This is a genomic window from Pseudomonas sp. AF32, assembly GCF_022342325.2.
Taxonomy (GTDB): Bacteria; Pseudomonadota; Gammaproteobacteria; order Pseudomonadales; family Pseudomonadaceae; genus Aquipseudomonas; species Aquipseudomonas uvaldensis.
Genome location: NZ_RQJK02000012.1, coordinates 169,011 through 188,460, shown reverse-complemented (window position 1 = coordinate 188,460; position 19,450 = coordinate 169,011). Strand labels below are relative to the sequence as shown.

At 61.4% G+C, this 19,450-nt stretch carries 17 protein-coding genes and 1 pseudogene; 5 read left to right on the top strand and 13 right to left on the bottom strand.

The window, feature by feature from the left end; genetic code table 11:
• Positions 1 to 143: 143 nt before the first annotated feature.
• Both EGM97_RS13705 and EGM97_RS13700 read right to left on the bottom strand, forming a co-directional pair.
• Complete coding sequence (locus tag EGM97_RS13705) at positions 144 to 581, bottom strand: DoxX family protein (RefSeq protein WP_238962030.1); 438 nt, start codon at positions 579 to 581, stop codon at positions 144 to 146.
• 102 nt (positions 582 to 683) lie between these two features.
• Complete coding sequence (locus EGM97_RS13700; protein WP_238962029.1) at positions 684 to 2,105, bottom strand: MltF family protein; 1,422 nt, start codon at positions 2,103 to 2,105, stop codon at positions 684 to 686.
• A gap of 236 nt (positions 2,106 to 2,341) precedes the next feature.
• Between EGM97_RS13700 and EGM97_RS13695 the strand changes: the two genes are divergently transcribed.
• The 3 genes and pseudogenes from EGM97_RS13695 to EGM97_RS13685 all read left to right on the top strand — a co-directional run.
• The gene (locus EGM97_RS13695) at positions 2,342 to 3,151 is read left to right on the top strand and encodes a TatD family hydrolase (RefSeq protein ID WP_238962028.1); all 810 of its coding nucleotides are present in this window, start codon (positions 2,342 to 2,344) and stop codon (positions 3,149 to 3,151) included.
• A gap of 127 nt (positions 3,152 to 3,278) precedes the next feature.
• Positions 3,279 to 4,760: a methyl-accepting chemotaxis protein gene (locus tag EGM97_RS13690; RefSeq protein WP_238962027.1), complete on the top strand. Its 1,482-nt coding sequence runs from the start codon at positions 3,279 to 3,281 to the stop codon at positions 4,758 to 4,760.
• A gap of 157 nt (positions 4,761 to 4,917) precedes the next feature.
• Positions 4,918 to 5,136 (top strand): annotated as a pseudogene (locus EGM97_RS13685) (terminase); the annotation flags it as partial.
• Between the two features lie 16 nt (positions 5,137 to 5,152).
• Here the strand turns inward: EGM97_RS13685 and EGM97_RS13680 are convergent.
• From EGM97_RS13680 to EGM97_RS13670, 3 genes are all read right to left on the bottom strand, one after another.
• Positions 5,153 to 5,950 carry an acyl-CoA thioesterase gene (locus EGM97_RS13680; protein ID WP_238962026.1) on the bottom strand — a complete coding sequence of 266 codons (798 nt, stop codon included), beginning with the start codon at positions 5,948 to 5,950 and terminating at the stop codon, positions 5,153 to 5,155.
• A gap of 131 nt (positions 5,951 to 6,081) precedes the next feature.
• Positions 6,082 to 6,840: a CHAD domain-containing protein gene (locus EGM97_RS13675; RefSeq protein WP_238962025.1), complete on the bottom strand. Its 759-nt coding sequence runs from the start codon at positions 6,838 to 6,840 to the stop codon at positions 6,082 to 6,084.
• Between the two features lie 96 nt (positions 6,841 to 6,936).
• Positions 6,937 to 7,227 carry a hypothetical protein gene (locus EGM97_RS13670; protein WP_053155130.1) on the bottom strand — a complete coding sequence of 97 codons (291 nt, stop codon included), beginning with the start codon at positions 7,225 to 7,227 and terminating at the stop codon, positions 6,937 to 6,939.
• Positions 7,228 to 7,432: 205 nt separating this feature from the next.
• Between EGM97_RS13670 and EGM97_RS13665 the strand changes: the two genes are divergently transcribed.
• Entirely contained in the window at positions 7,433 to 8,470 is a 1,038-nt protein-coding gene (locus tag EGM97_RS13665; protein WP_238962024.1) for a patatin-like phospholipase family protein, read from the top strand.
• A gap of 94 nt (positions 8,471 to 8,564) precedes the next feature.
• Here EGM97_RS13665 and EGM97_RS13660 read toward each other — a convergent pair whose 3' ends face one another.
• From EGM97_RS13660 to kdpF, 6 genes are all read right to left on the bottom strand, one after another.
• Positions 8,565 to 9,278: a response regulator gene (locus EGM97_RS13660; protein WP_238962023.1), complete on the bottom strand. Its 714-nt coding sequence runs from the start codon at positions 9,276 to 9,278 to the stop codon at positions 8,565 to 8,567.
• A gap of 48 nt (positions 9,279 to 9,326) precedes the next feature.
• On the bottom strand, positions 9,327 to 11,978 hold the full coding sequence (locus EGM97_RS13655; RefSeq protein WP_238962022.1) for a sensor histidine kinase: 2,652 nt from the start codon (positions 11,976 to 11,978) through the stop codon (positions 9,327 to 9,329).
• A gap of 54 nt (positions 11,979 to 12,032) precedes the next feature.
• The gene (kdpC, locus tag EGM97_RS13650) at positions 12,033 to 12,578 is read right to left on the bottom strand and encodes a potassium-transporting ATPase subunit KdpC (RefSeq protein WP_238962021.1); all 546 of its coding nucleotides are present in this window, start codon (positions 12,576 to 12,578) and stop codon (positions 12,033 to 12,035) included.
• A gap of 65 nt (positions 12,579 to 12,643) precedes the next feature.
• Positions 12,644 to 14,698, bottom strand: a complete 2,055-nt coding sequence (gene kdpB / locus EGM97_RS13645) for a potassium-transporting ATPase subunit KdpB (RefSeq protein ID WP_477788813.1) — start codon at positions 14,696 to 14,698, stop codon at positions 12,644 to 12,646.
• Between the two features lie 10 nt (positions 14,699 to 14,708).
• Positions 14,709 to 16,403: a potassium-transporting ATPase subunit KdpA gene (gene kdpA / locus EGM97_RS13640; protein WP_238962020.1), complete on the bottom strand. Its 1,695-nt coding sequence runs from the start codon at positions 16,401 to 16,403 to the stop codon at positions 14,709 to 14,711.
• A gap of 8 nt (positions 16,404 to 16,411) precedes the next feature.
• Entirely contained in the window at positions 16,412 to 16,501 is a 90-nt protein-coding gene (gene kdpF / locus EGM97_RS13635; protein ID WP_053155116.1) for a K(+)-transporting ATPase subunit F, read from the bottom strand.
• A 243-nt stretch (positions 16,502 to 16,744) separates the two neighbouring features.
• Between kdpF and EGM97_RS13630 the strand changes: the two genes are divergently transcribed.
• Entirely contained in the window at positions 16,745 to 16,912 is a 168-nt protein-coding gene (locus EGM97_RS13630) for a DUF2897 family protein (protein ID WP_082339829.1), read from the top strand.
• Between the two features lie 68 nt (positions 16,913 to 16,980).
• Here EGM97_RS13630 and EGM97_RS13625 read toward each other — a convergent pair whose 3' ends face one another.
• Both EGM97_RS13625 and EGM97_RS13620 read right to left on the bottom strand, forming a co-directional pair.
• The gene (locus EGM97_RS13625; protein WP_238962019.1) at positions 16,981 to 17,316 is read right to left on the bottom strand and encodes a ComEA family DNA-binding protein; all 336 of its coding nucleotides are present in this window, start codon (positions 17,314 to 17,316) and stop codon (positions 16,981 to 16,983) included.
• Positions 17,317 to 17,431: 115 nt separating this feature from the next.
• Positions 17,432 to 19,426, bottom strand: a complete 1,995-nt coding sequence (locus tag EGM97_RS13620; protein WP_238962018.1) for a polysaccharide biosynthesis protein — start codon at positions 19,424 to 19,426, stop codon at positions 17,432 to 17,434.
• Positions 19,427 to 19,450: the final 24 nt, after the last annotated feature.

Here is a 19,450-nt window from a genome sequence, read left to right as displayed (position 1 = left end):
TGCTGTTCATAACAAAACGCCCCAGACCGGCGAGGCCCAGGGCGGTGAAGATGTCAAAAACCCGGTATCCCGTGGATCGCAATGCTGCTCCGCTTAAGTGAACAGCATTGCGTACCAGACGGGCCTTTCACGGGTGGATTTGACTATGAGCGAGCGACAGCGCCGTCGACCGAGAACTTGCCTGCACCTTCGATCAGGATTGCAATGCTGCCGGCCAACAAGGCCAGGGCGAACTCATAACCATTGTTTGCCATGAACAGACCGTTACCGATGTGGACCGAAAAAATCGCCACCAGCGACAGGAAGGCCAGGCCCAGTGCCGCCGGACGAGCCAGCAAACCGATGACCAACGCCAACCCCGCGAAGAACTCCGTGCCGCCTGCCAATGTCGCCATCAGGTAACCGGGGGTCAACCCGATGCTTTCCATCCATTGAGCCGTCCCGGCCAGACCGTAGCCACCGAACAGACCGAAGAGTTTCTGCGCGCCATGAGCGGCGAAAATGACGCCCACCGCTATACGCAAAACGGTCAGGCCATAGCCAGCGCGGGTAGACAGGACTTTGTTGATGACAGTGCTCATAGCGTGCATTTCCTGAGTGAGTGCAGTTGATGGCCGCCATATTAATCAAATAAACAAATGACAAAAGCGGAAAATATCCGTCATTCAGATCAAATTATTCGATTACTTCCGTGAGGCGACCTTTTGCTCCTTGGGCTCCAGCGACTCTCGTTCCCGATCGAACGCCAGATAGTACTTATTCACACTATTAACGTAGCTGACGGCGCCCATTCCCACCTGCTCCATGGCAATGCGCTCAACCTGGAAGAACCACTGATTGGGATTCAAGCCCCGTCGCCGGGCCTCGGCACGCATGCCCTGCACCCGCTCCGGTCCCATGTTATAGGCTGCCAGCACGAAGGCCATGCGTTCGCGTTCGTTGAGTTTGGGGCTGGAAAAAAACTTGCGACGGATCATGGCCAGGTACTTTGCGCTGGCCTGCACGTTCGCATCCAGGTTCTGGATATTGCCCACACCTACCCGCTGGGCTGCCGACGGCGTGATCTGCATCAGGCCTGTGGGGCCGCTGCCACTGCGGGCATTGGGTTGCAAGGCCGACTCCTTGAACGCCAGGGCAGCCAGGTTCAGCCAGTCCATGTCTTGGGCCTCGGCATGCTTTTGCAACACCGGACGCAGCTTCTCCAGACGCTGGCGATCAGCCCGGGCCAATGGGTTGTGGACCTGATACAAACGGCGATAGATACGCAGGAATGCCGCATCCTGATTGGACGGCACCTTGTAGGTGGTCAGGAATCCGTTGATGCTGGCACGCAGCATGGCAGCGTCACGGCGGACGAACCAATGCTCGCTTCGTGGCTCACCAATCAGCACCTGTCGATCGAAACGCAGTTTGGGGAGAATCTTGCCCCAGCGCTCGGCAATCGGTTGTTCGACGATGGTCAGGTGAAAGATCCCGCCCTGGACCATCTCCAGCACATCTTCCACCGCCAGGCTGGGGTCCACCCATTCGATCTTCACCGGTGGCAATTTGAGCAGAGCCAGCTTCTGGTTGATCTGGTTCACGGCATCTCCCGCTGCACTGCCATTGGGCAGGGCCAGGCTCTTGCCGGAGAGCTGTTCCACGCGGGTGTAACGTTTCTCGCCCTTGATGCCCACCAGCAGCAGGGGCACATCGGATCGGATCGGATCGCTGGCGCTGACCGCCTGGCCAGCCTGGGGGTCGAGCAATTCGCCCGGTGCCACCATGTCGCCTTCGCCACGGTGCAAAGCACCTAGCAGTTGGTCCTTGGCAGTGGGGATGATCTTGAGGGTGATTTCCTGGCCATCGCGGGCGTGACCGTTCAGGTACTGCTCGAAGGCTCGCAGCCGGTGATATTCGACGCCAATGGATTGCCCCTGGACTTCACCGGAACTGTTGCGACTTTGATTGACCAGCACTTTGAGCACGCGACTGCTGCGGATCTGCGCCAGATCCCGCACGGTACCCGGCGCCACCGTTTGCACTGGCCCGGGCAGCCGCGCTTCGGCCGACAACGGCAAAAGCAGCGAACAACACAGCAGTAACAATACCTGAGGACGTGCCATCCATTCTCCGGGGAGGATACCGGGACTCGCCTTTCGGAAAATTCGAGGCTTGAGCCGACGGAAACAGAGCGCACGAGGCGCTGAAAAGTGCGCAAGACTGGCACAGTGCTGGCTTTTATACCAACCCGACCTGTCTCGTGGCCTCAACAGACAGCCTCAACTCATTGTAGTTCTTGGCTTTTCTTATAAATCTACAGCTCTGGTATGCTTTCGGGCCCTTGGGCCGAGGTAGCACCATGCAACTCATCGATATCGGCGTCAACCTGACCAACCCCAGTTTCGCCGACAAACACGAGGCGGTACTTGAGCGCGCCTACGATGCCGGCGTCTGCCAACTGGTCCTGACCGGCACCAGCATTGAGGGCAGCGAAGAGGCGATCGAGCTCTGCCAGCGCCTCGATGAAACCGCGCAACGGCTGTTTTCCACCGCCGGCATCCACCCTCACAGCGCCAGCGAATGGACCGCCGACAGCGCCCGGCACCTCAAGGATCTGCTGAAACAAAGCCGCGTCCGGGCGGTAGGTGAATGCGGACTGGACTACAACCGGGACTTCTCGCCTCGTCCACAGCAAGAAAAAGTCCTGGAAGAGCACCTTGCCCTGGCGGTGGAACTGCAACTTCCGGTCTTCCTTCACGAACGCGACGCGGACCAACGACTGCTCGAGATCCTGCGGGACTTTCGCGACCGCTTGCCTGCCGCGGTGGTGCATTGCTTCACCGGCGAGAAAAAAGCGCTGTACAGCTATCTCGACCTGGATCTGCACATCGGCATCACGGGCTGGATCTGCGACGAGCGCCGGGGCACGCACTTGCATCCCTTGGTACGCGATATCCCTCGCGGCCGGCTGATGCTGGAAAGCGATGCGCCGTACCTGCTGCCCCGCACGCTGCGTCCCAAGCCCAGGAACGGCCGCAACGAACCGGCTTACCTGACCGAAGTGTTGCGCGAAGTCGCCTTGCACCGGGGCGAGTCCCAGGAAGACCTCGCAGCGCACAGCACGGCTTGTGCCCGAGCGTTTTTCGGGTTGCCGGTCATTCCGGGGTAGGACATTGCCCTCTGTGGCAGCCCCCGGGCAGTGTGATCTGTTGATCCGTATCAAAACCCCAGCCCTGGTTAGCGGCACAATAATGGCACCTTGCCAAAACTGTTTCCGCTATCAGAGAAGACCTACCATGGGTGCCTGGCTTAGCAACATCTCGCTGAAATACAAATTCTGGGCGGTCAATGCGGTGGCCTTCGTGACCACCCTGCTGCTTGTCCTTTTCGCGGTGCATCTGGAACAACAGGCCCGCAACCACGCGGCCCTGGCGAATGCCCAGGCCCAGGCCCGGTTGCTCGACCGTTGGCCTGTTGGACAGGCCGTGCCCAAGACCGATGACTTGTTGACCTTCCCCCGAGGCCAGGTGCCCGTTTTCGAGGGCGAGCCGTTGCCGACACTGGCGACCGCCGCGGGCTGGGTCGAGCTCGATGCCAGGCCATTATTCGGCGACCGGCCGCTGCTGGGCGCCGAGGTGATCCAGCGAAGCGACGGCCAGCAACTCGCCGTCCTCGCCCCTGGCGCCAGCCTGAGCCAGGTCTTCAGCGAACGCTTCAGCCAATACGCCGTGGCGGTATTCGTGCTGATGTTGGCGATGCTGGGTGCGTCTCAGTTGTTGATCCGCTTTTTGCTGAGCCAACTCAACACGTTGAAGGACGTGATGCTGCACGTGGAACGGACCGGCGACCTGTCCGCCCGCGTGCCCCTGGCCTGCAAGGATGAAGTAGGCCAGATGGCCGCGGCCTTCAACGCCATGCAGGCCGGTTATCAGCGGGTCGTCGATACCGTGGCCAACACCGCTCGACAACTGGACAACGGAGCGGCACGCCTGGCATCGAGCATGAACGATGTGCGCCACGGCATGCTCGGCCAGCAGAGCGAAACCGATCAGGCAGCAACGGCGATCAACGAAATGTCTGCCACGGTGCACCACATCGCCCAGCATGCCGGCGCCACCCGCGACCTGTCGAAAACCGCCGACACCCTGGCCGGCAACGGTCGCGAAGTGGTGGGCCGTGTACAGCAATCGATCACCGGGCTTTCATCCGGCGTGCAACAGACCGCCGAAATGATCCAGCGTCTGGCCGAAGACAGCCAGAAGATCAACAGCGTGGTCAGCGTGATCCACAGCATCGCCGAACAGACCAACCTGCTGGCCCTCAACGCAGCCATCGAGGCGGCACGGGCCGGGGATATGGGTCGGGGCTTCGCCGTGGTCGCCGATGAGGTACGCAACCTCGCCAAGCGGGTGCAAATCTCGACGGACGAAATCACCACCATGATCTCCGCCCTGCAGGCAGGAACCCGGGATGCGGTGGATTTCATGCAGGAAAGCTCTTACAAGGCTGACGACTGCGTACAGCAAGCTCGCGAAGCGGGCGAGGCGCTGGAACAGATCACCGGCGCGGTGGCCCAGATGCGTGAAAGTAATACCCAGATCGCCGTCGCGGCCGAACAGCAGAGCCAGGTGGCCGAAGAAATGAACCGGGCGGTGGTCGGTATCCGTGATGTCACTGAAAACACCGTGCGCCAAACCGTGGACTCGGCCACCACCAGCCATGAACTGGCGACCCTGGCGGGTGAACTGAACAAGGCGATCGGGCAGTTGAAACTCTGAGACACTGTCATCGCGGGCAAGCCGTGCCCGCGATGACAGTCTGCAATTGATCCAGACTCCAGCACCTATCGCTTCGATAGCCAACCATGATTCGCCCGCCCTGCCTGCCGCGCCTATCCTTGGGTCATTCGGTTCCATCGACTCAAGGATCACCATCATGGGCAAACGTCACCCCAACCTTGCGGCCTGGCAATGGCGCGTCTACCCCAACAACCACCGCCAACCGACCCATCAGGTCTTGCAGTTGATTGCGATACCCCTGTTCATCGTTGCATTCCTGTTGATCGTCACCGGGATGTTCAAGCTGAACCTGGCGGATGTCGCCATCGGCATCATCGGTGTGTTCGCGTCGCTTGCGCTGCAACGCCACCGACACTGAACAGACCGCAGCGTCAGCCGAAGATCGTCACGGTCTGCCGGCTCATGGCGATCAAACGTCCATCGGCGCTCCAGAACTTCGCGGCGACGTGTCCGTAGCCGTCCTGGGCGTGCTCGATCTCGGCCAGGTACTGGCACCAGTCCAGGGTCGTGAGCTCCAGCACCGGCTGGACGAACTCGATGGTCCAGGTGAGCGTGCTGCCCGGCGCCATTTGCGTGAGGTGTGGCAACAACGCCGGAGGCCAGGCGTCCACCAACGCCAGGATGTGAGCCTCATTGAGCAGTTCCTCCTTTACATCCCCCCGTAACCGTACCCAGCCCCCCATACTCCGGGATTTATTTCCGGTAAACGGCAGGCCGCCGACGCTCCAGCGCATTGCCAGATGCCTCATGAACTCCGGCGTGGCGCCTTTGACGTAGGGCAGCTCCTGGCACCGCTCCACCTCAGTGAAGGGCGGCGCAGGTTCGGCCTGTACCGCCACCACGGAAGCACGGGAGGCACCGAAGCTGCCCTGGACCAGGGTCACCACCTGCCCCTTCTGCACCGCACGCCCCACGACCTGGCTGACCGCCTTGCCTTCACGCAACACGTCGACCTCGAAACTGACGGGTACGTCCGGTTCGACCGGGCCGACGAAGGTGATCGCCAGCGAGCGCACTGGACGATCCGCCGGGACCTGCGCACGCATCGCTTCGTATTGCAACGCCGCTATCAGCCCACCAAAACTGGCGCGCCCCTGGCCCCATTCCGGGGGAACAACCACGGCGCCTGGCTGACGGCGCACGGCCTCGATCAAATCGGAAAAGCGCATGACAACCTCGAAGACTGGGAAGAAAGTTGAACGGATCTTAACCAGCCGGGGTGAATGGCACAGCGCTCATTCCGGCCAAAGAGGCTGACAGAAAAGCCGCCACTTCTGAATCTGCGCTCTTCATGCTGGATTCAGGAATCGAAGCAACTGGCAATCAGCCGATCGAGAACCCTGTCGGACCTGGCCTCGGCCTTGCCCATGGTGATTTGCCAGACCGGTACGCAAGGTTGCAGGTCGCGCTCCTGCTCGGCCCTGGCCAGCCACTGCCAGCAATCGTGCCAGTCACCCAGCGCGCCCTGGGCGGATTTGAGTCGTGGCATGGCCGTTTCGGGCAAGCGGTTGAGCTCAGGGTAAGCTTCGATGGCGTAGCGCACGCGCTTGATCAGCAGGCGCAGCCGATGGCGGTCGTGGGCTGGATCGCGCAAGGCTTCGCCGAGTTTCTTCCATTGTTTGTCCAGACGCTTTTCGATGCGCTTGCGCAGGCCTTTGAGCAGCCCTTCACGCTGGGCGGCGCGAATGAAACGCGGGAACGCGTCGAGGATCATCAACAGCTGCGCCAGCTCCGGGCTCTCGGCCACGGCAGGATAGGCGCCCTCCATCTGCACCCGACGCTGCTCGGCGGCTTGGGTCTTGCCGTGTTGCTCAAGATAGGCCGCCAGCACTTCACGATCGCGCAACGGCGTGGTGAGAGTGCCGACCGCCGATGCGGCGGCTTCCAGCTGTTCAACACCGGGCAACCCTCGTAGCGGACGAAGCAGGCTGCGCAGACGGCGAACCGTGGTGCGCAGGTCATGCAGCGCCTCGCTGTCGGTATGGGCATTCAAGCGGGCCTGGCAGGCCAGCAGGCGGACTTCCAGGCCCAGTATCCGGGCCACCAGCCGATCGATCATGGGCGTACTCCGTACGCAGCTTCGAGCTTCAAGCTGCAAGTGAGGAGCGGTGCGCGCCCTTCACTTGTAGCTCGCTGCTCATGGCTTGTCGCTGGTTTATCGTCCCGCGCGGGATTCGCGGATGTAGAAACGCGCCTTCTCGGCTTTCCTGGTGCAGCCTTCAAAGGCTTCGAACTGCTGCTGGGTCTTGGCCCCTGTCAGCAGCGACAGGGCTTTGGAATAACTCACGGTGCCGGCAAAACCTTCGGCCTTGGCCAGGTCGAGTTCCTTCCAGGCGGCGTCGAGCTGGCTGCCGCAGCTGTCACGGTAAGCGGTTTTGCCGGCGCAACCGGCCAGGGCCAGAACCATCAGGGAAGCCACCAAGGGCAGGCAGATCCGGGCTTTCATCGATAACACCTCAAGGTCAACAGTCGTGCTGGTAAGACGGTCCCGCCGGCAAAAAGTGCCGAGGCCGGACCGCGTTAATTCAAGTGTGGGCGAGAATACAAAAAAGCCACATCGGCGTGTCAAAAAACGACGCCTGCGCCATGACGATTGAGCCGGGCCGTCGATGAGTGCATTGTTGAAGTCTGTTCGACAAGGGGGCATGGTCATGACAAAACGTGTCGCATTGGTATTGGGCTCGGGTGGCGCACGGGGCTACGCGCATATTGGCGTGATCGAGGAAATCGAACGGCGTGGCTACGACATCGCCTGCATCGCCGGTTGTTCCATGGGCGCCGTCGTCGGCGGGATCTATGCCGCGGGCAAGCTCGACGACTATCGCAACTGGATCGAAAGCCTGGACTATCTGGATGTTCTGCGACTGGTGGATGTGAGCTTTCGCCTGGGGGCGATTCGTGGGGAAAAGGTCTTCGGACAGATCCGCAAGATCGTCGGCGAACTCAATATCGAAGATTTGCGCATTCCCTACACGGCCGTGGCCACCGACCTGACCAACCAACAGGAAATCTGGTTCCAGGAAGGTTGCCTGCATCAGGCCATGCGGGCGTCGGCGGCAATTCCCAGCCTGTTCACACCCGTGATGCAAGGCAACCGCATGCTGGTGGACGGCGGCCTGCTCAATCCATTGCCGATCGTGCCGGTGGTGTCCAGCCATTGCGACCTGATCATCGCGGTCAACCTCAATGCCACGAACCAGCGGCAATATCAGTTGCCGGTGATCCCGCGTCCCGCTGCGTTCCGGCGGCGCTTCGACACCCTGGTCAACTCCTTGGGCTCGCGCATGCCGTTCCGGCGCAAACAAGCTGAACAATTGCTGCTGCTGGAACAGGAGGCGCTGAAGGCGGAGGCGGCGGCGCTCAATCCATGGATCGAATCCGCCGAACCCGAAGGCCAGCAACCGGCCGCCGCGCCTGAGGCCGAAGGCGCACCGAAGTCCGCTACGGGCTCGTTCATCATCGATAACGTCGGCCCGGCTTCGTTGCTGGACCTGATCAACCAGAGTTTCGAGGTGATGCAGACCTCCCTGGCTCAGTACAAGATCGCCGGGTACCCGCCGGATGTGCTGATCAACGTGCCGAAACGGGTATGCCGTTTTTTCGAGTTCTACAAGGCGCCTGAACTGATCGCGCTGGGGCAGGAAATTGCCAGTGATACGCTGGATCGGTATGAGCGTGAGGAGCGATGAATGACTGAAGGATCTCTTTTGACTGTCAGGACCTGATCGCGAGCAGGCTCGCTCCCACAAGAGTTGCGCTGAACCTGCTCGCGCTGGCATCAGCTCAGACACCACTGAATGGGATCCCACCCTCCTCCAGCAACCGATACCCCACCCCCGCCTCGGTCACGATGAACCGGGGCCGCGTAGGATCATCCGCCAGCTTTTGCCGCAGGTGGCCCACCACAATCCGCAGATAATGGCTGTCTTCGACGTGGGTCGGGCCCCAGATGTCCTTGAGCAGTTGCTGCTGGGTAATGACCCGCCCGGGATGACGCGCCAGTTGCGCCAACACTGCATATTCCTTGCGGGTCAGGGACACTTCGGCGCCATCGAGCAGCACCCTCCGGTATGCCAGGTCCACCGTCAACGGACCGACTGTCACAGCCGCTTCCCGCCCCTCCGCCGCTGGCACCTGTCGCAACAGCGCGCGGATGCGGGCCAGGAACTCCTGGATGCCGAACGGCTTGGTGACGTAGTCATTGGCCCCATTGTCCAGCGCCTCGACCTTCTGCGCTTCGCTGGCCCGCACCGACAGCACCAGCACCGGTACCGCCGACCATTGACGGAACTCGCGCAGCACTTGCTGGCCGTCCATGTCCGGCAGGCCCAGGTCGAGCACCAGCAGGTCAGGCTTGTTCAACGCTGCCTGGGCCAGGCCGTCGCTGCCCGTGGCGGCCTCCAGCACCTTGTAACCCTGAGAGGCCAGGCTGATGCGCAGGAATTTGCGGATCTGCGGTTCATCGTCGATGACCAACAGTGTGGCGGTCTGGTTCATGAGGTCCGTTCAGTAAAAATAGATCGCAGGAGAATATCCCAGCCCGACTCAGGCTTCATCGTCCATGCCCGGTTGTGCCTGCGAGGGCAAGTGCAACGTGATACAGGTTCCGCGTCCGTCGAGCCCTTCGTCCACACTGATCCGCCCGCCATGGGCTCCGATCATGCCCTGGCAAATGGCCAATCCCAGCCCGGTGCCCTGTCCGCCCCGGTCGCCCCGCGCAGCCGTGTAGAACATGTCGAAGATTTTTTCCCGATCCTCTGCCGGGATTCCCGGCCCCTCATCGGCCACGGCAAAGAATACTTCGCGATCCGTCGCTCCGGCACTCAGTAACAGCCGGCCGTGCGCCGGTGAGAACCGCGCAGCGTTCTCCAGTACATTCACCAGGGCCTGCTCGATCAGCGCTGCATGGATGTGCAGCAACGGCAGTTCGGCCGGGGCCTCGACGCTGACCTCCAGCGGCGCCAGCACCGCACGCAACCGATTGAGCGCGCTGCCCACGATATCGGCCGGCGCCACCCAGTCCCGCGCCAGTTTCAGGGCGCCGTGGCCGAGACGGGTCATGTCCAGCAGGTTCTGGATGTAGCGATCCAGCCGTTCGGCTTCGTCACGCGTACCTTCGAGCAATTCACGACGATCGGCCAACGGGATCGCCTCTCCCAGCGCCAGCAGGCTGTCGATGCTGCCCCGCATCGCGGTCAGCGGTGTGCGCAGATCATGGGACACCGAGGCCAGCAAGGCGCTGCGCAGTTGCTCGGTTTCGCCGTGCAAGCGCGCCGCTTCCAGATCCTGGGCCAGTTGGGCCCTCGCCAACGCCTGGGCCAGCGGCTGACCGAGGGCGGCCAGCAGACGTCGCCGCTGACCACTCAACGGCTTGCCGTCCCTGGGGCATGCCCCCAACAATGCCAAGGGCCCACCCTCCGCCGACAATGGCCACCACCACCAACGCCCGGATGGCAGCGTCCCGGTACCTGCCCCGGCTGACTGATCATGCTGCCAGGCCCAGTCGGCGGCGGCGCGCTCGGCCTCGCTGAAGGTCAGCGGTTCGCCGGTTTCGACTTTCCAGCCCGCCTGGCCATCACGGTTGAGCAGACACAACTGCATATCGTGCCAACCGTCAAAGTGCTGCACGGCGGCACTGATCACTGCCTGTCTGTCAGTCGCCGCGGTGAGCTTTCGAGACAGGTCGAGCAACTCGCCGGTTTCCTGCTGGGTATCGCGCAGCACCTGCAACTGACGACGCTGGCGAGCGGCGAGGTTGCCAGTCAGGGCCGCCATCAGCAGGAAGAACACCAGCGTCAGCACATCCTCCTCGCGCTGGATGGTGAAGGAGAAATTCGGCGGGATGAACAGAAAGTCATAGGCCAGGAATGACAGAGCCGCGCAGGCCAGCGCAGGGCCGAGGCTGCTGCGCACAGCCACCAGCAGGACCGCCATCAGAAATACCAGGGAAATGTTGGGCAATGCCAGCAGCCCGGAGATACCCCAGGCCAGTGCGCTGGCGGCCATGGTAGCCAGCAGCGCCAACGCATAGTCGAACCCGCTGCGCGCGGCGTCTGAACGCACATGGGCGGGACGCGGCTGCTCATCGCTGTCCAACACATTGATCTCCAGCCCCCGGGCATCTCGCAGCAGACGCGACGCCAGACCGCCGCCGAACCAGCGCCGGCGCAAGCGTGGCCGGGACTGCCCCACCAACACCAGCGTGGCACGGCGCTCGGTGGCATGCTGGATCAAGGTCCTGGCCACTTCACCGGCCCGCAACAGCACCACTTCGCCGCCCAGGCGTTCCGCCAGTTGCTGGGCGGTTTGCAGGCGCTGGCGCGAGGGCTCGTCCCGTGTGCTGCCGTTATCCACATGCACGACACTCCACGGCAGATGCCGCCGCTGGGCGACGCGGCTGGCGTGGCGTACCAGACGTTCGGCCTGGATGTCACCATCCACGCCCACCAGCAGCCGTCCGCGCACCGCCGGCGCAGCCTGGCCCAGTTGCCGATAGCCCTGGGTCAGATCCTTGTCCACCTGGGCCGCGGCAGTCTGCATCGCCAGCTCGCGCAAAGCGGTCAGGTTGGTCTGGCTGAAGAACGCATCGATGGCTGCCCGGGCCTGCTCCGGGACGTAGACCTTGCCTTCGCGCAAGCGCTCCAGCAGTTCCCGGGGTGGCAGGTCGATCAACAGCAACTCGTCGGCGTCCTGCAGCACCCAGTCCGGCAACGTCTCGCGAACCTGCACACCGGTGATGCCCCGAACCTGATCGTTGAGACTTTCCAGATGCTGGACGTTCACGGTGGTATAGACGTCGATGCCGGCGGTAAGCAATTCCTGGATATCCTGCCATCGCTTGGCATGACGGCTGCCGGGGGCATTGCTGTGGGCCAGTTCGTCCACTAGCACCAGGGCCGGACGTGCCGCGAGCAGGCCGTCGAGGTCCATTTCTTCAAGCGTCACACCACGGTACTCCGAGCGCACCAATGGTTGCTGCGCCAGGCCACCGAGCAGCGCCTCGGTTTCGGTTCGACCATGCGTCTCCACCACGCCAGCGAGCACCTGCACACCCTGGCGCAGTTGGGCATGGGCCGCCTGCAACATGGCGTAAGTCTTGCCGACCCCGGGGGCCGCCCCCAGGAAAACCTTGAGCCGACCACGGCCAGTGCGGGGCAAGTTGGCTAACAGTGCGTCGGCACGGTCGGAGTCGCTCATGCGATGGGGCTCTCTCGTTTCAGTTTTTGATGCGTTGGATGTTCCGGCGCCTGATTACAGTTTTTCCAAAGCCAGGTTCAGTGCCAGGACATTCACCACCGGCGGCCCCACCAAGGGCTGCTCGATGTGTGCATCGAGTAATTGCTGCACCGTCGAAACCGGCAGATTGCGCGCCGCGGCGACACGCGCCAGTTGATAGGCAATCGCTGCCGGAGGCAAGTGCGGATCGAGACCGCTGCCGGAGGTGGTGAGCAGCGCCAGCGGTACAGGCCCTTGCTCGGTCACCTGAAGCTTGCGAGCGTCTTCGACCACTCGGGTGGCCAGGGCCGGGTTGCTCGGGGCCAGGTTACTGGCGCCGCTGGCGACCGTGGCGAAGGCACCAGCCGATGGCCGTGAATGGAACCACGCATCACCCTGGAAATCCTGGGCGATCAGCATCGAACCGCGCACCTTGCCGTCGGCATCCTGGACCAGACTGCCGTTGGCCTGGGCGGGAAACGCCATTTGCGCGACTCCCGTCACCCCCAACGGATAAGCAACACCTGTGATCAGGGTCATCAGCAACAACAGGCTCAAGGCAGGGCGTAACAGTGTGGACATCTCAGAATCCTCGAATTGGAACAACAACCGCTAGCGACGGATAGGCCGGTTGGCCGGCATCAGGCTCAGACCAGGTTCAACGCTGTCAGCAACATATCGATTGCCTTGATGCCTGCGAATGGCACCACGATCCCACCCAGGCCGTAGATCAACAGGTTGCGCCGCAGCAGTGCCGCCGCGCTCGCCGCCTGCACACGCACGCCCCGCAGGGCCAGGGGAATCAGCACCACGATGATCAGCGCATTGAAAACGATGGCCGAGACAATCGCGCTTTGCGGGCTGCTCAGGTGCATCACGTTCAACACACCGAGCTGTGGATAGATCGAAGCGAACAACGCCGGCAGGATTGCGAAGTATTTGGCGACGTCATTGGCCACGGAGAATGTGGTCAACGCGCCCCGGGTGACCAGCAGCTCCTTGCCGATCTGCACCACGTCCAGCAATTTGGTCGGGTCACTGTCGAGGTCGACCATGTTGGCCGCTTCCCGCGCCGCCTGCGTGCCGTCATTCATTGCCATGCCGACATCGGCCTGGGCCAGGGCCGGCGCGTCGTTGGCGCCGTCGCCGCACATGGCGACCAATCGACCGTCATTCTGCTCGTGACGAATACGCGCCAGTTTCTTTTCCGGCGTGGCTTCGGCCAGCACGTCATCGACACCGGCCTCGGCAGCAATCGCGGCGGCCGTCAGCGGGTTGTCGCCGGTGACCATCACAGTGCGGATTCCCAACTTGCGCAGTTCGGCAAACCGTTCGCGAATACCGGGCTTGACCACATCCTTGAGATGGATGGCGCCCAACAACTTGCCGTCGACGCACACCAGCAGAGGCGTGCCACCACTCTGGGCGATCCTGTCGACCTCCCGGGCGAGCACCGGAGGCAACTCATCGCGTGGCAGACCAACGAATGCCAGCAGCGAATCGACGGCCCCCTTGCGATATTTGCGTCCTTGATAATCGACACCGGACAAACGGGTCTCAGCGCTGAAGGGGACGACAGTCAGCAAGTCGACAGCGGGCTCGGGCTGCGGATGCAGGCCGCGCAGGTATTCGACGATGGACTTGCCTTCGGCGGTTTCGTCGGCCAACGAGGCGAACAGCGTGCCTTCAGCCAGCTCCCTGGCGCTGACGCCCGGAGCGGCATACACCGCGGCACAACGCCGATTGCCAAAGGTGATGGTGCCGGTCTTGTCCAGCATCAGCACATGGACGTCCCCCGCCGCCTCCACCGCACGACCGGACTTGGCGATCACATTCAGGCGCACCAACCGGTCCATCCCGGCGATGCCAATGGCCGACAGCAGTCCGCCGATGGTGGTGGGAATCAGCGTGACCAACAGCGCCACCAGGAACACCAACGGCAGGCTGCCATTGGCGAAATGGGCGAACGGTTGCAACGTGACGACCACCAGCAAGAAGATCAGGGTCAGGCCGATCAGCAGGATATCCAACGCCACTTCGTTGGGGGTCTTCTGGCGTTTGGCGCCTTCGACCAGGGCGATCATGCGGTCCAGCGTGGACTCACCGGGGTTGCTGGTGATACGCACCAGCAACCAGTCGGAAACCAGCCGAGTGTTGCCGGTGACGGCCGAACGATCCCCACCGGATTCCCGGATCACCGGTGCCGACTCTCCCGTGATGGCGGCCTCGTTGACGGCGGCGATCCCTTCGATCACTTCACCATCGCCCGGAATCATCTCCCCCGCCTCGACGCGAACCACATCGCCCTTGCTCAAGGCGCTGGCGGGGACCGATTCAAACCCTCCAGCTGTCTGACGGCGTGCAGTGAGGCCTTCGCTACCGGCCTTGAGGCTGTCGGCCCGGGCCTTGCCACGCCCCTCGGCCAAGGCTTCGGCGAAATTGGCGAACAGCACGGTGAACCACAGCCAGAGCGCAATCTGCGCCGCCACGAAGACTGGTACAACGCTGTCAGGAATGAAGCACAACACCGTGGTGAAAATCGCGGTCAATTCCACCACCAGCATCACCGGCGCCCGATACAACTGCCGCGGATCGAGCTTGACGAAGGCTTGCTTCAGCGCGGGCCGCCACAGGGTAGAAATCGAAGTCTTCGGTGACTGGGAGGCCTTGGTGGCGACCGTTTCGGTTGCAGACATATTCATCATCGGTTCCTCAGAAGCCCATGCTCAGGTGTTCGGCAATCGGGCCCAGGGCCAGGGTCGGCAGGAAGCTCAGGCCGCCTACCAATAGAATGGTCACGGTCAGCAGGGTCACGAATAACGGACCGTGGGTGGGGAAGCTGTTCTGGCCGATCGGCGCGCGTTTCTTCAGCGCCAGGCTGCCGGCCAATGCCAGCACTGGCAGGATGTAGCCGAAACGACCGATCAACATGCCCAGGCCCAACATCAGGTTATGGAAAAGCGTATTGGCGCCGAAGCCGGCGAAAGCCGAACCGTTGTTCGCCCCCGCCGAGGTATAGGCGTAGAGCAGTTGGCTGAAACCATGGGCGCCGGGGTTGCTCACCGCCGCGGCCGGTCCGGGCAGGATCGCGGCGACGGCACCGAGCACCAGGACGCTCACCGGCATGACCAGCAAGGTCACCACGAGCAACTGCACTTCCCTGGCACCAAGCTTCTTGCCCAGGTATTCCGGAGTTCGACCGATCATCAAGCCTGCCAGAAACACCGCGATCAGCACGTTCAACAGCATCCCGTAGAGCCCGGCACCCACGCCGCCGAAGATCACTTCGCCGACCATCATGTTGACCAGCGCCACCATGCCGCTGAGCGGGTTCAGGCTGTCGTGCATCGCGTTGACCGAGCCATTGGACGCCGACGTGGTAGTCACCGACCACAGCACCGTGGCGGTGGTACCGAACCGTGATTCCTTGCCTTCCAGTGGCGCGGTTTGCTCCACCGCCGCGTTGATCAGGGCCGGATTGGGCTGGTATTCCGCCCATAACGAGGTAGCGCCGCCAATCAAGAACAGCACGAGCATGCAGACAATGATCGCCCGGCTCTGGCGCAGGTCCTTGACGTAATGGCCGAAAGTGAACACCAGCGCGGCGGGAATCAGGATGATCGAGGCGACTTCGAACAGATTGCTCAAGGCCGTCGGGTTTTCGAAGGGATGCGCCGAGTTGACACCAAAGAACCCACCACCGTTGGTGCCCAGTTGCTTGATCGCGATCTGGCTGGCGGCCGGACCCAGCGGGATCACCTGGTCCGCGCCCTGCATCGTCACGGCGTGGACGTAATGGGCGAAGGTCTGCGGTACGCCCTGCCACACCAGGAACAAGGCCAGTAACAGGCACAACGGCAAGAGTCCATAAAGAGTGGCACGGGTCATGTCGACCCAGAAGTTACCCAGCGTCGCGGCGGATCTGCGTCCAATGCCGCGACACAGCGCCACCAACACAGCCAGGCCAGTGGCGGCGCTGACGAAGTTTTGCACGGTCAGGCCAACCATCTGGCTCAAGTAGCTCAGGGATGCCTCGCCACTGTAGGACTGCCAGTTGGTATTGGTCATGAAACTGACGGCCGTGTTGAAGGCCTGGGTCCACTCCATGCCAGGCAGTTGCTCGGTATTGAGGGGCAGGTATCCCTGTAGCAGCAACATTGCGAACAGCAACACGAACCCCGCCAGGTTGAAAGCAAGCAAGGCCAGGGCATATTTTTGCCAGCTCTGCTCGATAGCAGGATCGACACCAGCCAGGCGATAACAGCCACGCTCCATCGGGCCGAGAATGATTGAAAGCCAGGTGCGCTGGCCCTCCATGACCCTGTAGTAGAACCGTCCCAGAAACGGTGCCGGAATCAGCACCAACGCGAAAAAGGCAAGTATCAATCCGTAGTCATAACCGTGCATGGCCGCTCCTAGCTCCGATCCGCGCGCAACAGCGCAACCAGCAGATAAATGAACAGCGCCACTGCCAAGAGCAATGACACCCCGTCCAGAACACTCATGGGATTTCTCCGTATTACGGCGTCGTGCCGTGTTGGAGCGATTGTCCTCAGGCAGGCTGTAAAGGAGCGAGATCGAGAGCGAGCGTGGGGATAAAAAATGCGTAAAGAATGAGCCAGGGTTTCGTTATGACAGCGATAGTGCGCAGCAGGGGTAGTATTGAACCACTGCGAACGACTTTCGCTCAAAACTGTAACGACGGCTGAGGCAAGCGCGCCTCACCGCCGAGCCTCTAGGAGAGCCCTATGCCCTGGTATGCCTGGTTGATTCTGATTATTGCGATCGGCTCGATCGTCGGCGGCTTGATGCTATTGCGCGACACCGCCAACAAGGTCGAACTGACTGAAGAACAACGCAAGCGCGTTGCCGAAAGGAACGCCGAGATGGATGCGAAAGAAGCCAAGGATCGCTGACTGGAGTTAGTGTGGCGAGGGAATTCAGAAAGGCCAGTCGTCAGGACCGGCCCTCTTATTGTCACACCTTAGTTCACTTCCAGCTTGTCGCGGTTCCGGTCCAGGATCGCCTTGCCGATCCCCTTGACTTCCAACAGTTCTTCGACCGACGAAAACGGCCCATTACTATCACGGTAGGCAATAATCGCCTTGGCCTTGGCCTCACCAATTCCCGACAAGTCGCGTTGGAGGGTAGCGGCATCCGCCGCGTTGAGATCAACCTTTGTACTCTGCGGTTTCGTCGACAGTTCCGTTGCCTGCGGTGCAGCCGTCGACTCTGTTTTTACCGCAGGTGCAGCGATCACGGCAATGGACGCGCTGGTCAGGAGAGCGAAAACGAGGGAGTAAAAGTAGCCTTTACGCATGAGTGAAGCTCCATCACATCGTTAAGAGAGGAAGCAGCTTTTCCGAAGCTGCCTGTCAAACTTAGGCCATCATGAAGCGGTGTCAAAAACAGGCAAGTTACAGCATGTGTAACAATCAGGGCTCAAGGCGACGCTGTTGGTAAATCCAGTCGACGATCTCACCATCCGGGGCGTAACCACTGACAGTGTCTCGAAGCAACTGGCGGACTCGTGCGTAGTCATCCCGCTCAATCGCGGCCAACAACCCAGCGAGCCTGGTCTTGAGCACTTCCCACGAGAGAAAATCCTCGTTGGCGCTCATGATCATCGGGTGCTGGGTCGAAACAACGTTGTCACCAATCAGTAACTCTTCGTAAAGCTTCTCGCCAGGGCGCAGGCCCGTGAACTCGATCGCAATGTCGCCATGGGGGTTCTTTTCAGAGCGCACGCTCAAGCCAGAAAGGTGGATCATCTTTTCCGCCAGCTCGACAATCTTCACCGGCTCGCCCATGTCCAGCACGAAAACATCCCCGCCCAAGCCCATGGAACCGGCCTGGATCACGAGTTGAGCCGCTTCGGGAATGGTCATGAAATAGCGCGTGATCTTGGGATGCGTAACGGTCAATGGACCGCCGGACTTGATCTGCTTATGAAACAGGGGAATAACCGAACCGGACGAGCCGAGTACGTTGCCGAACCTGACCATGGTGAAGCGGGTTTTATTGACACGCGAAACGTTGGCCTGATCGCCGAACAACACGGGCGCCAACTCACGGCTGAGGGCCTGCAAGGTCAATTCCGCAAGCCGCTTGGTGCTGCCCATCACGTTGGTAGGTCGCACGGCCTTGTCCGTCGAAATCAGCACAAAGTTCGACACGCCCGCCTGCAACGCAGCCTGCGCCGTGTTCAGCGTGCCAATCACATTATTCAGGACACCTTCGGCGATATTGTGCTCGACCATTGGTACATGTTTGTAGGCTGCGGCGTGATAGACCGTGTCGACGCTCCAGGTCTTCATCACATCCAGCAGCTTGTTCTGGTCCCGTACCGATCCCAGGATAGGCAACAGGCGAACGGACAGGGACTCCCGGGCAATCCTGGGTTCCAGCTCGGACAGGATACTGTAGAGATTGAATTCGCTGTGCTCGAAAAGCAGCAGCGTCGTTGGCTTGAGCGCCAGAATCTGTCGGCACAGTTCGGAGCCGATAGAACCGCCCGCCCCGGTAACGAGCACCGACTGGCCCACAATGCAATGTTCGAGCAAATCAGCTTGCGCAGGCACCGAGTCACGCCCCAGGAGGTCCGCGATATCCACCTCTTGGATGTCATCGACCTTGACCCGTCCACTGGCCAGGTCCATGAAACCGGGGACGCTGCGCACATGCAGCGGAAACCGTTCGAGCAACGCCAGTATTTCCCGACGACGCCCGCGGGATGAAGACGGGATAGCCAGCAAAATCTCCTGGGCGCCGGTGGTATCGATCATCTTCTGGATATTCTTCGGCTCGTAGACCTGCAATCCGGCGATGACTCGGTCGGCAATACTGCTGTCATCGTCGATGAATGCAACCGGTCGCATGACACGTCCCATACGTAAGGCGGCCACGAGTTGATTACCGGCAGCCCCTGCGCCATAGATTGCAACCTTGGGCAGGCCATCTGCGCGATTGGTAAAGGGGACATGCTGCGCAGCAGAGAACCAGTCCCCCAGGAAATACTGCCGCATCATCAGACGCAGGCCGCCAATCATGATCAGGCTGAGCCACCAATAATTGAAAATGATGGAGCGCGGTACGACGGTCTTGTGGTTGCTGTACCAATACACCACGAGAGCCAGCAATAATGCCGAAAGGCTGACGGCCTTGCAGATTGTAATCAGCGCGTCGTTACCGAAATAACGCATGACAGCGCGGTACATGCCAAAGCGGATGAAAATCGGAACAGCAACCAGCGGTGCGGAGCCGAATAACCACAAATGCGTCTCAATCGGGCTGGCCAATGCGTCGATACCGAGCCGAACGACGAACGCCAGCCAAAGGGCGAGCCAGACAAGGACGATGTCAGTCGCCACCTGGATCGCCCGCTTATGGCGCCTTGGCAATCCGAGCAGGGTTATTCTCAACTTGTCCATGAACCCCTTACCCACCTTGGGCTA

What these genes read in the sequence shown, in the direction of transcription:
- EGM97_RS13660 (WP_238962023.1), bottom strand. Translation starts at nt 9,278, where the DNA reads ATGAACCAGACCGCCACACTGTTGGTCATCGACGATGAACCGCAGATC.
- EGM97_RS13670 (WP_053155130.1), bottom strand. Translation starts at nt 7,227, where the DNA reads ATGAAAGCCCGGATCTGCCTGCCCTTGGTGGCTTCCCTGATGGTTCTG.
- EGM97_RS13665 (WP_238962024.1), top strand. Translation starts at nt 7,433, where the DNA reads ATGACAAAACGTGTCGCATTGGTATTGGGCTCGGGTGGCGCACGGGGC.
- EGM97_RS13680 (WP_238962026.1), bottom strand. Translation starts at nt 5,950, where the DNA reads ATGCGCTTTTCCGATTTGATCGAGGCCGTGCGCCGTCAGCCAGGCGCC.
- kdpB (WP_477788813.1), bottom strand. Translation starts at nt 14,698, where the DNA reads ATGAATATGTCTGCAACCGAAACGGTCGCCACCAAGGCCTCCCAGTCA.
- kdpC (WP_238962021.1), bottom strand. Translation starts at nt 12,578, where the DNA reads ATGTCCACACTGTTACGCCCTGCCTTGAGCCTGTTGTTGCTGATGACC.
- kdpA (WP_238962020.1), bottom strand. Translation starts at nt 16,403, where the DNA reads ATGCACGGTTATGACTACGGATTGATACTTGCCTTTTTCGCGTTGGTG.
- EGM97_RS13630 (WP_082339829.1), top strand. Translation starts at nt 16,745, where the DNA reads ATGCCCTGGTATGCCTGGTTGATTCTGATTATTGCGATCGGCTCGATC.
- EGM97_RS13700 (WP_238962029.1), bottom strand. Translation starts at nt 2,105, where the DNA reads ATGGCACGTCCTCAGGTATTGTTACTGCTGTGTTGTTCGCTGCTTTTG.
- EGM97_RS13620 (WP_238962018.1), bottom strand. Translation starts at nt 19,426, where the DNA reads ATGGACAAGTTGAGAATAACCCTGCTCGGATTGCCAAGGCGCCATAAG.
- EGM97_RS13695 (WP_238962028.1), top strand. Translation starts at nt 2,342, where the DNA reads ATGCAACTCATCGATATCGGCGTCAACCTGACCAACCCCAGTTTCGCC.
- EGM97_RS13675 (WP_238962025.1), bottom strand. Translation starts at nt 6,840, where the DNA reads ATGATCGATCGGCTGGTGGCCCGGATACTGGGCCTGGAAGTCCGCCTG.
- EGM97_RS13705 (WP_238962030.1), bottom strand. Translation starts at nt 581, where the DNA reads ATGAGCACTGTCATCAACAAAGTCCTGTCTACCCGCGCTGGCTATGGC.
- EGM97_RS13625 (WP_238962019.1), bottom strand. Translation starts at nt 17,316, where the DNA reads ATGCGTAAAGGCTACTTTTACTCCCTCGTTTTCGCTCTCCTGACCAGC.
- EGM97_RS13655 (WP_238962022.1), bottom strand. Translation starts at nt 11,978, where the DNA reads ATGAGCGACTCCGACCGTGCCGACGCACTGTTAGCCAACTTGCCCCGC.
- EGM97_RS13690 (WP_238962027.1), top strand. Translation starts at nt 3,279, where the DNA reads ATGGGTGCCTGGCTTAGCAACATCTCGCTGAAATACAAATTCTGGGCG.
- kdpF (WP_053155116.1), bottom strand. Translation starts at nt 16,501, where the DNA reads ATGAGTGTTCTGGACGGGGTGTCATTGCTCTTGGCAGTGGCGCTGTTC.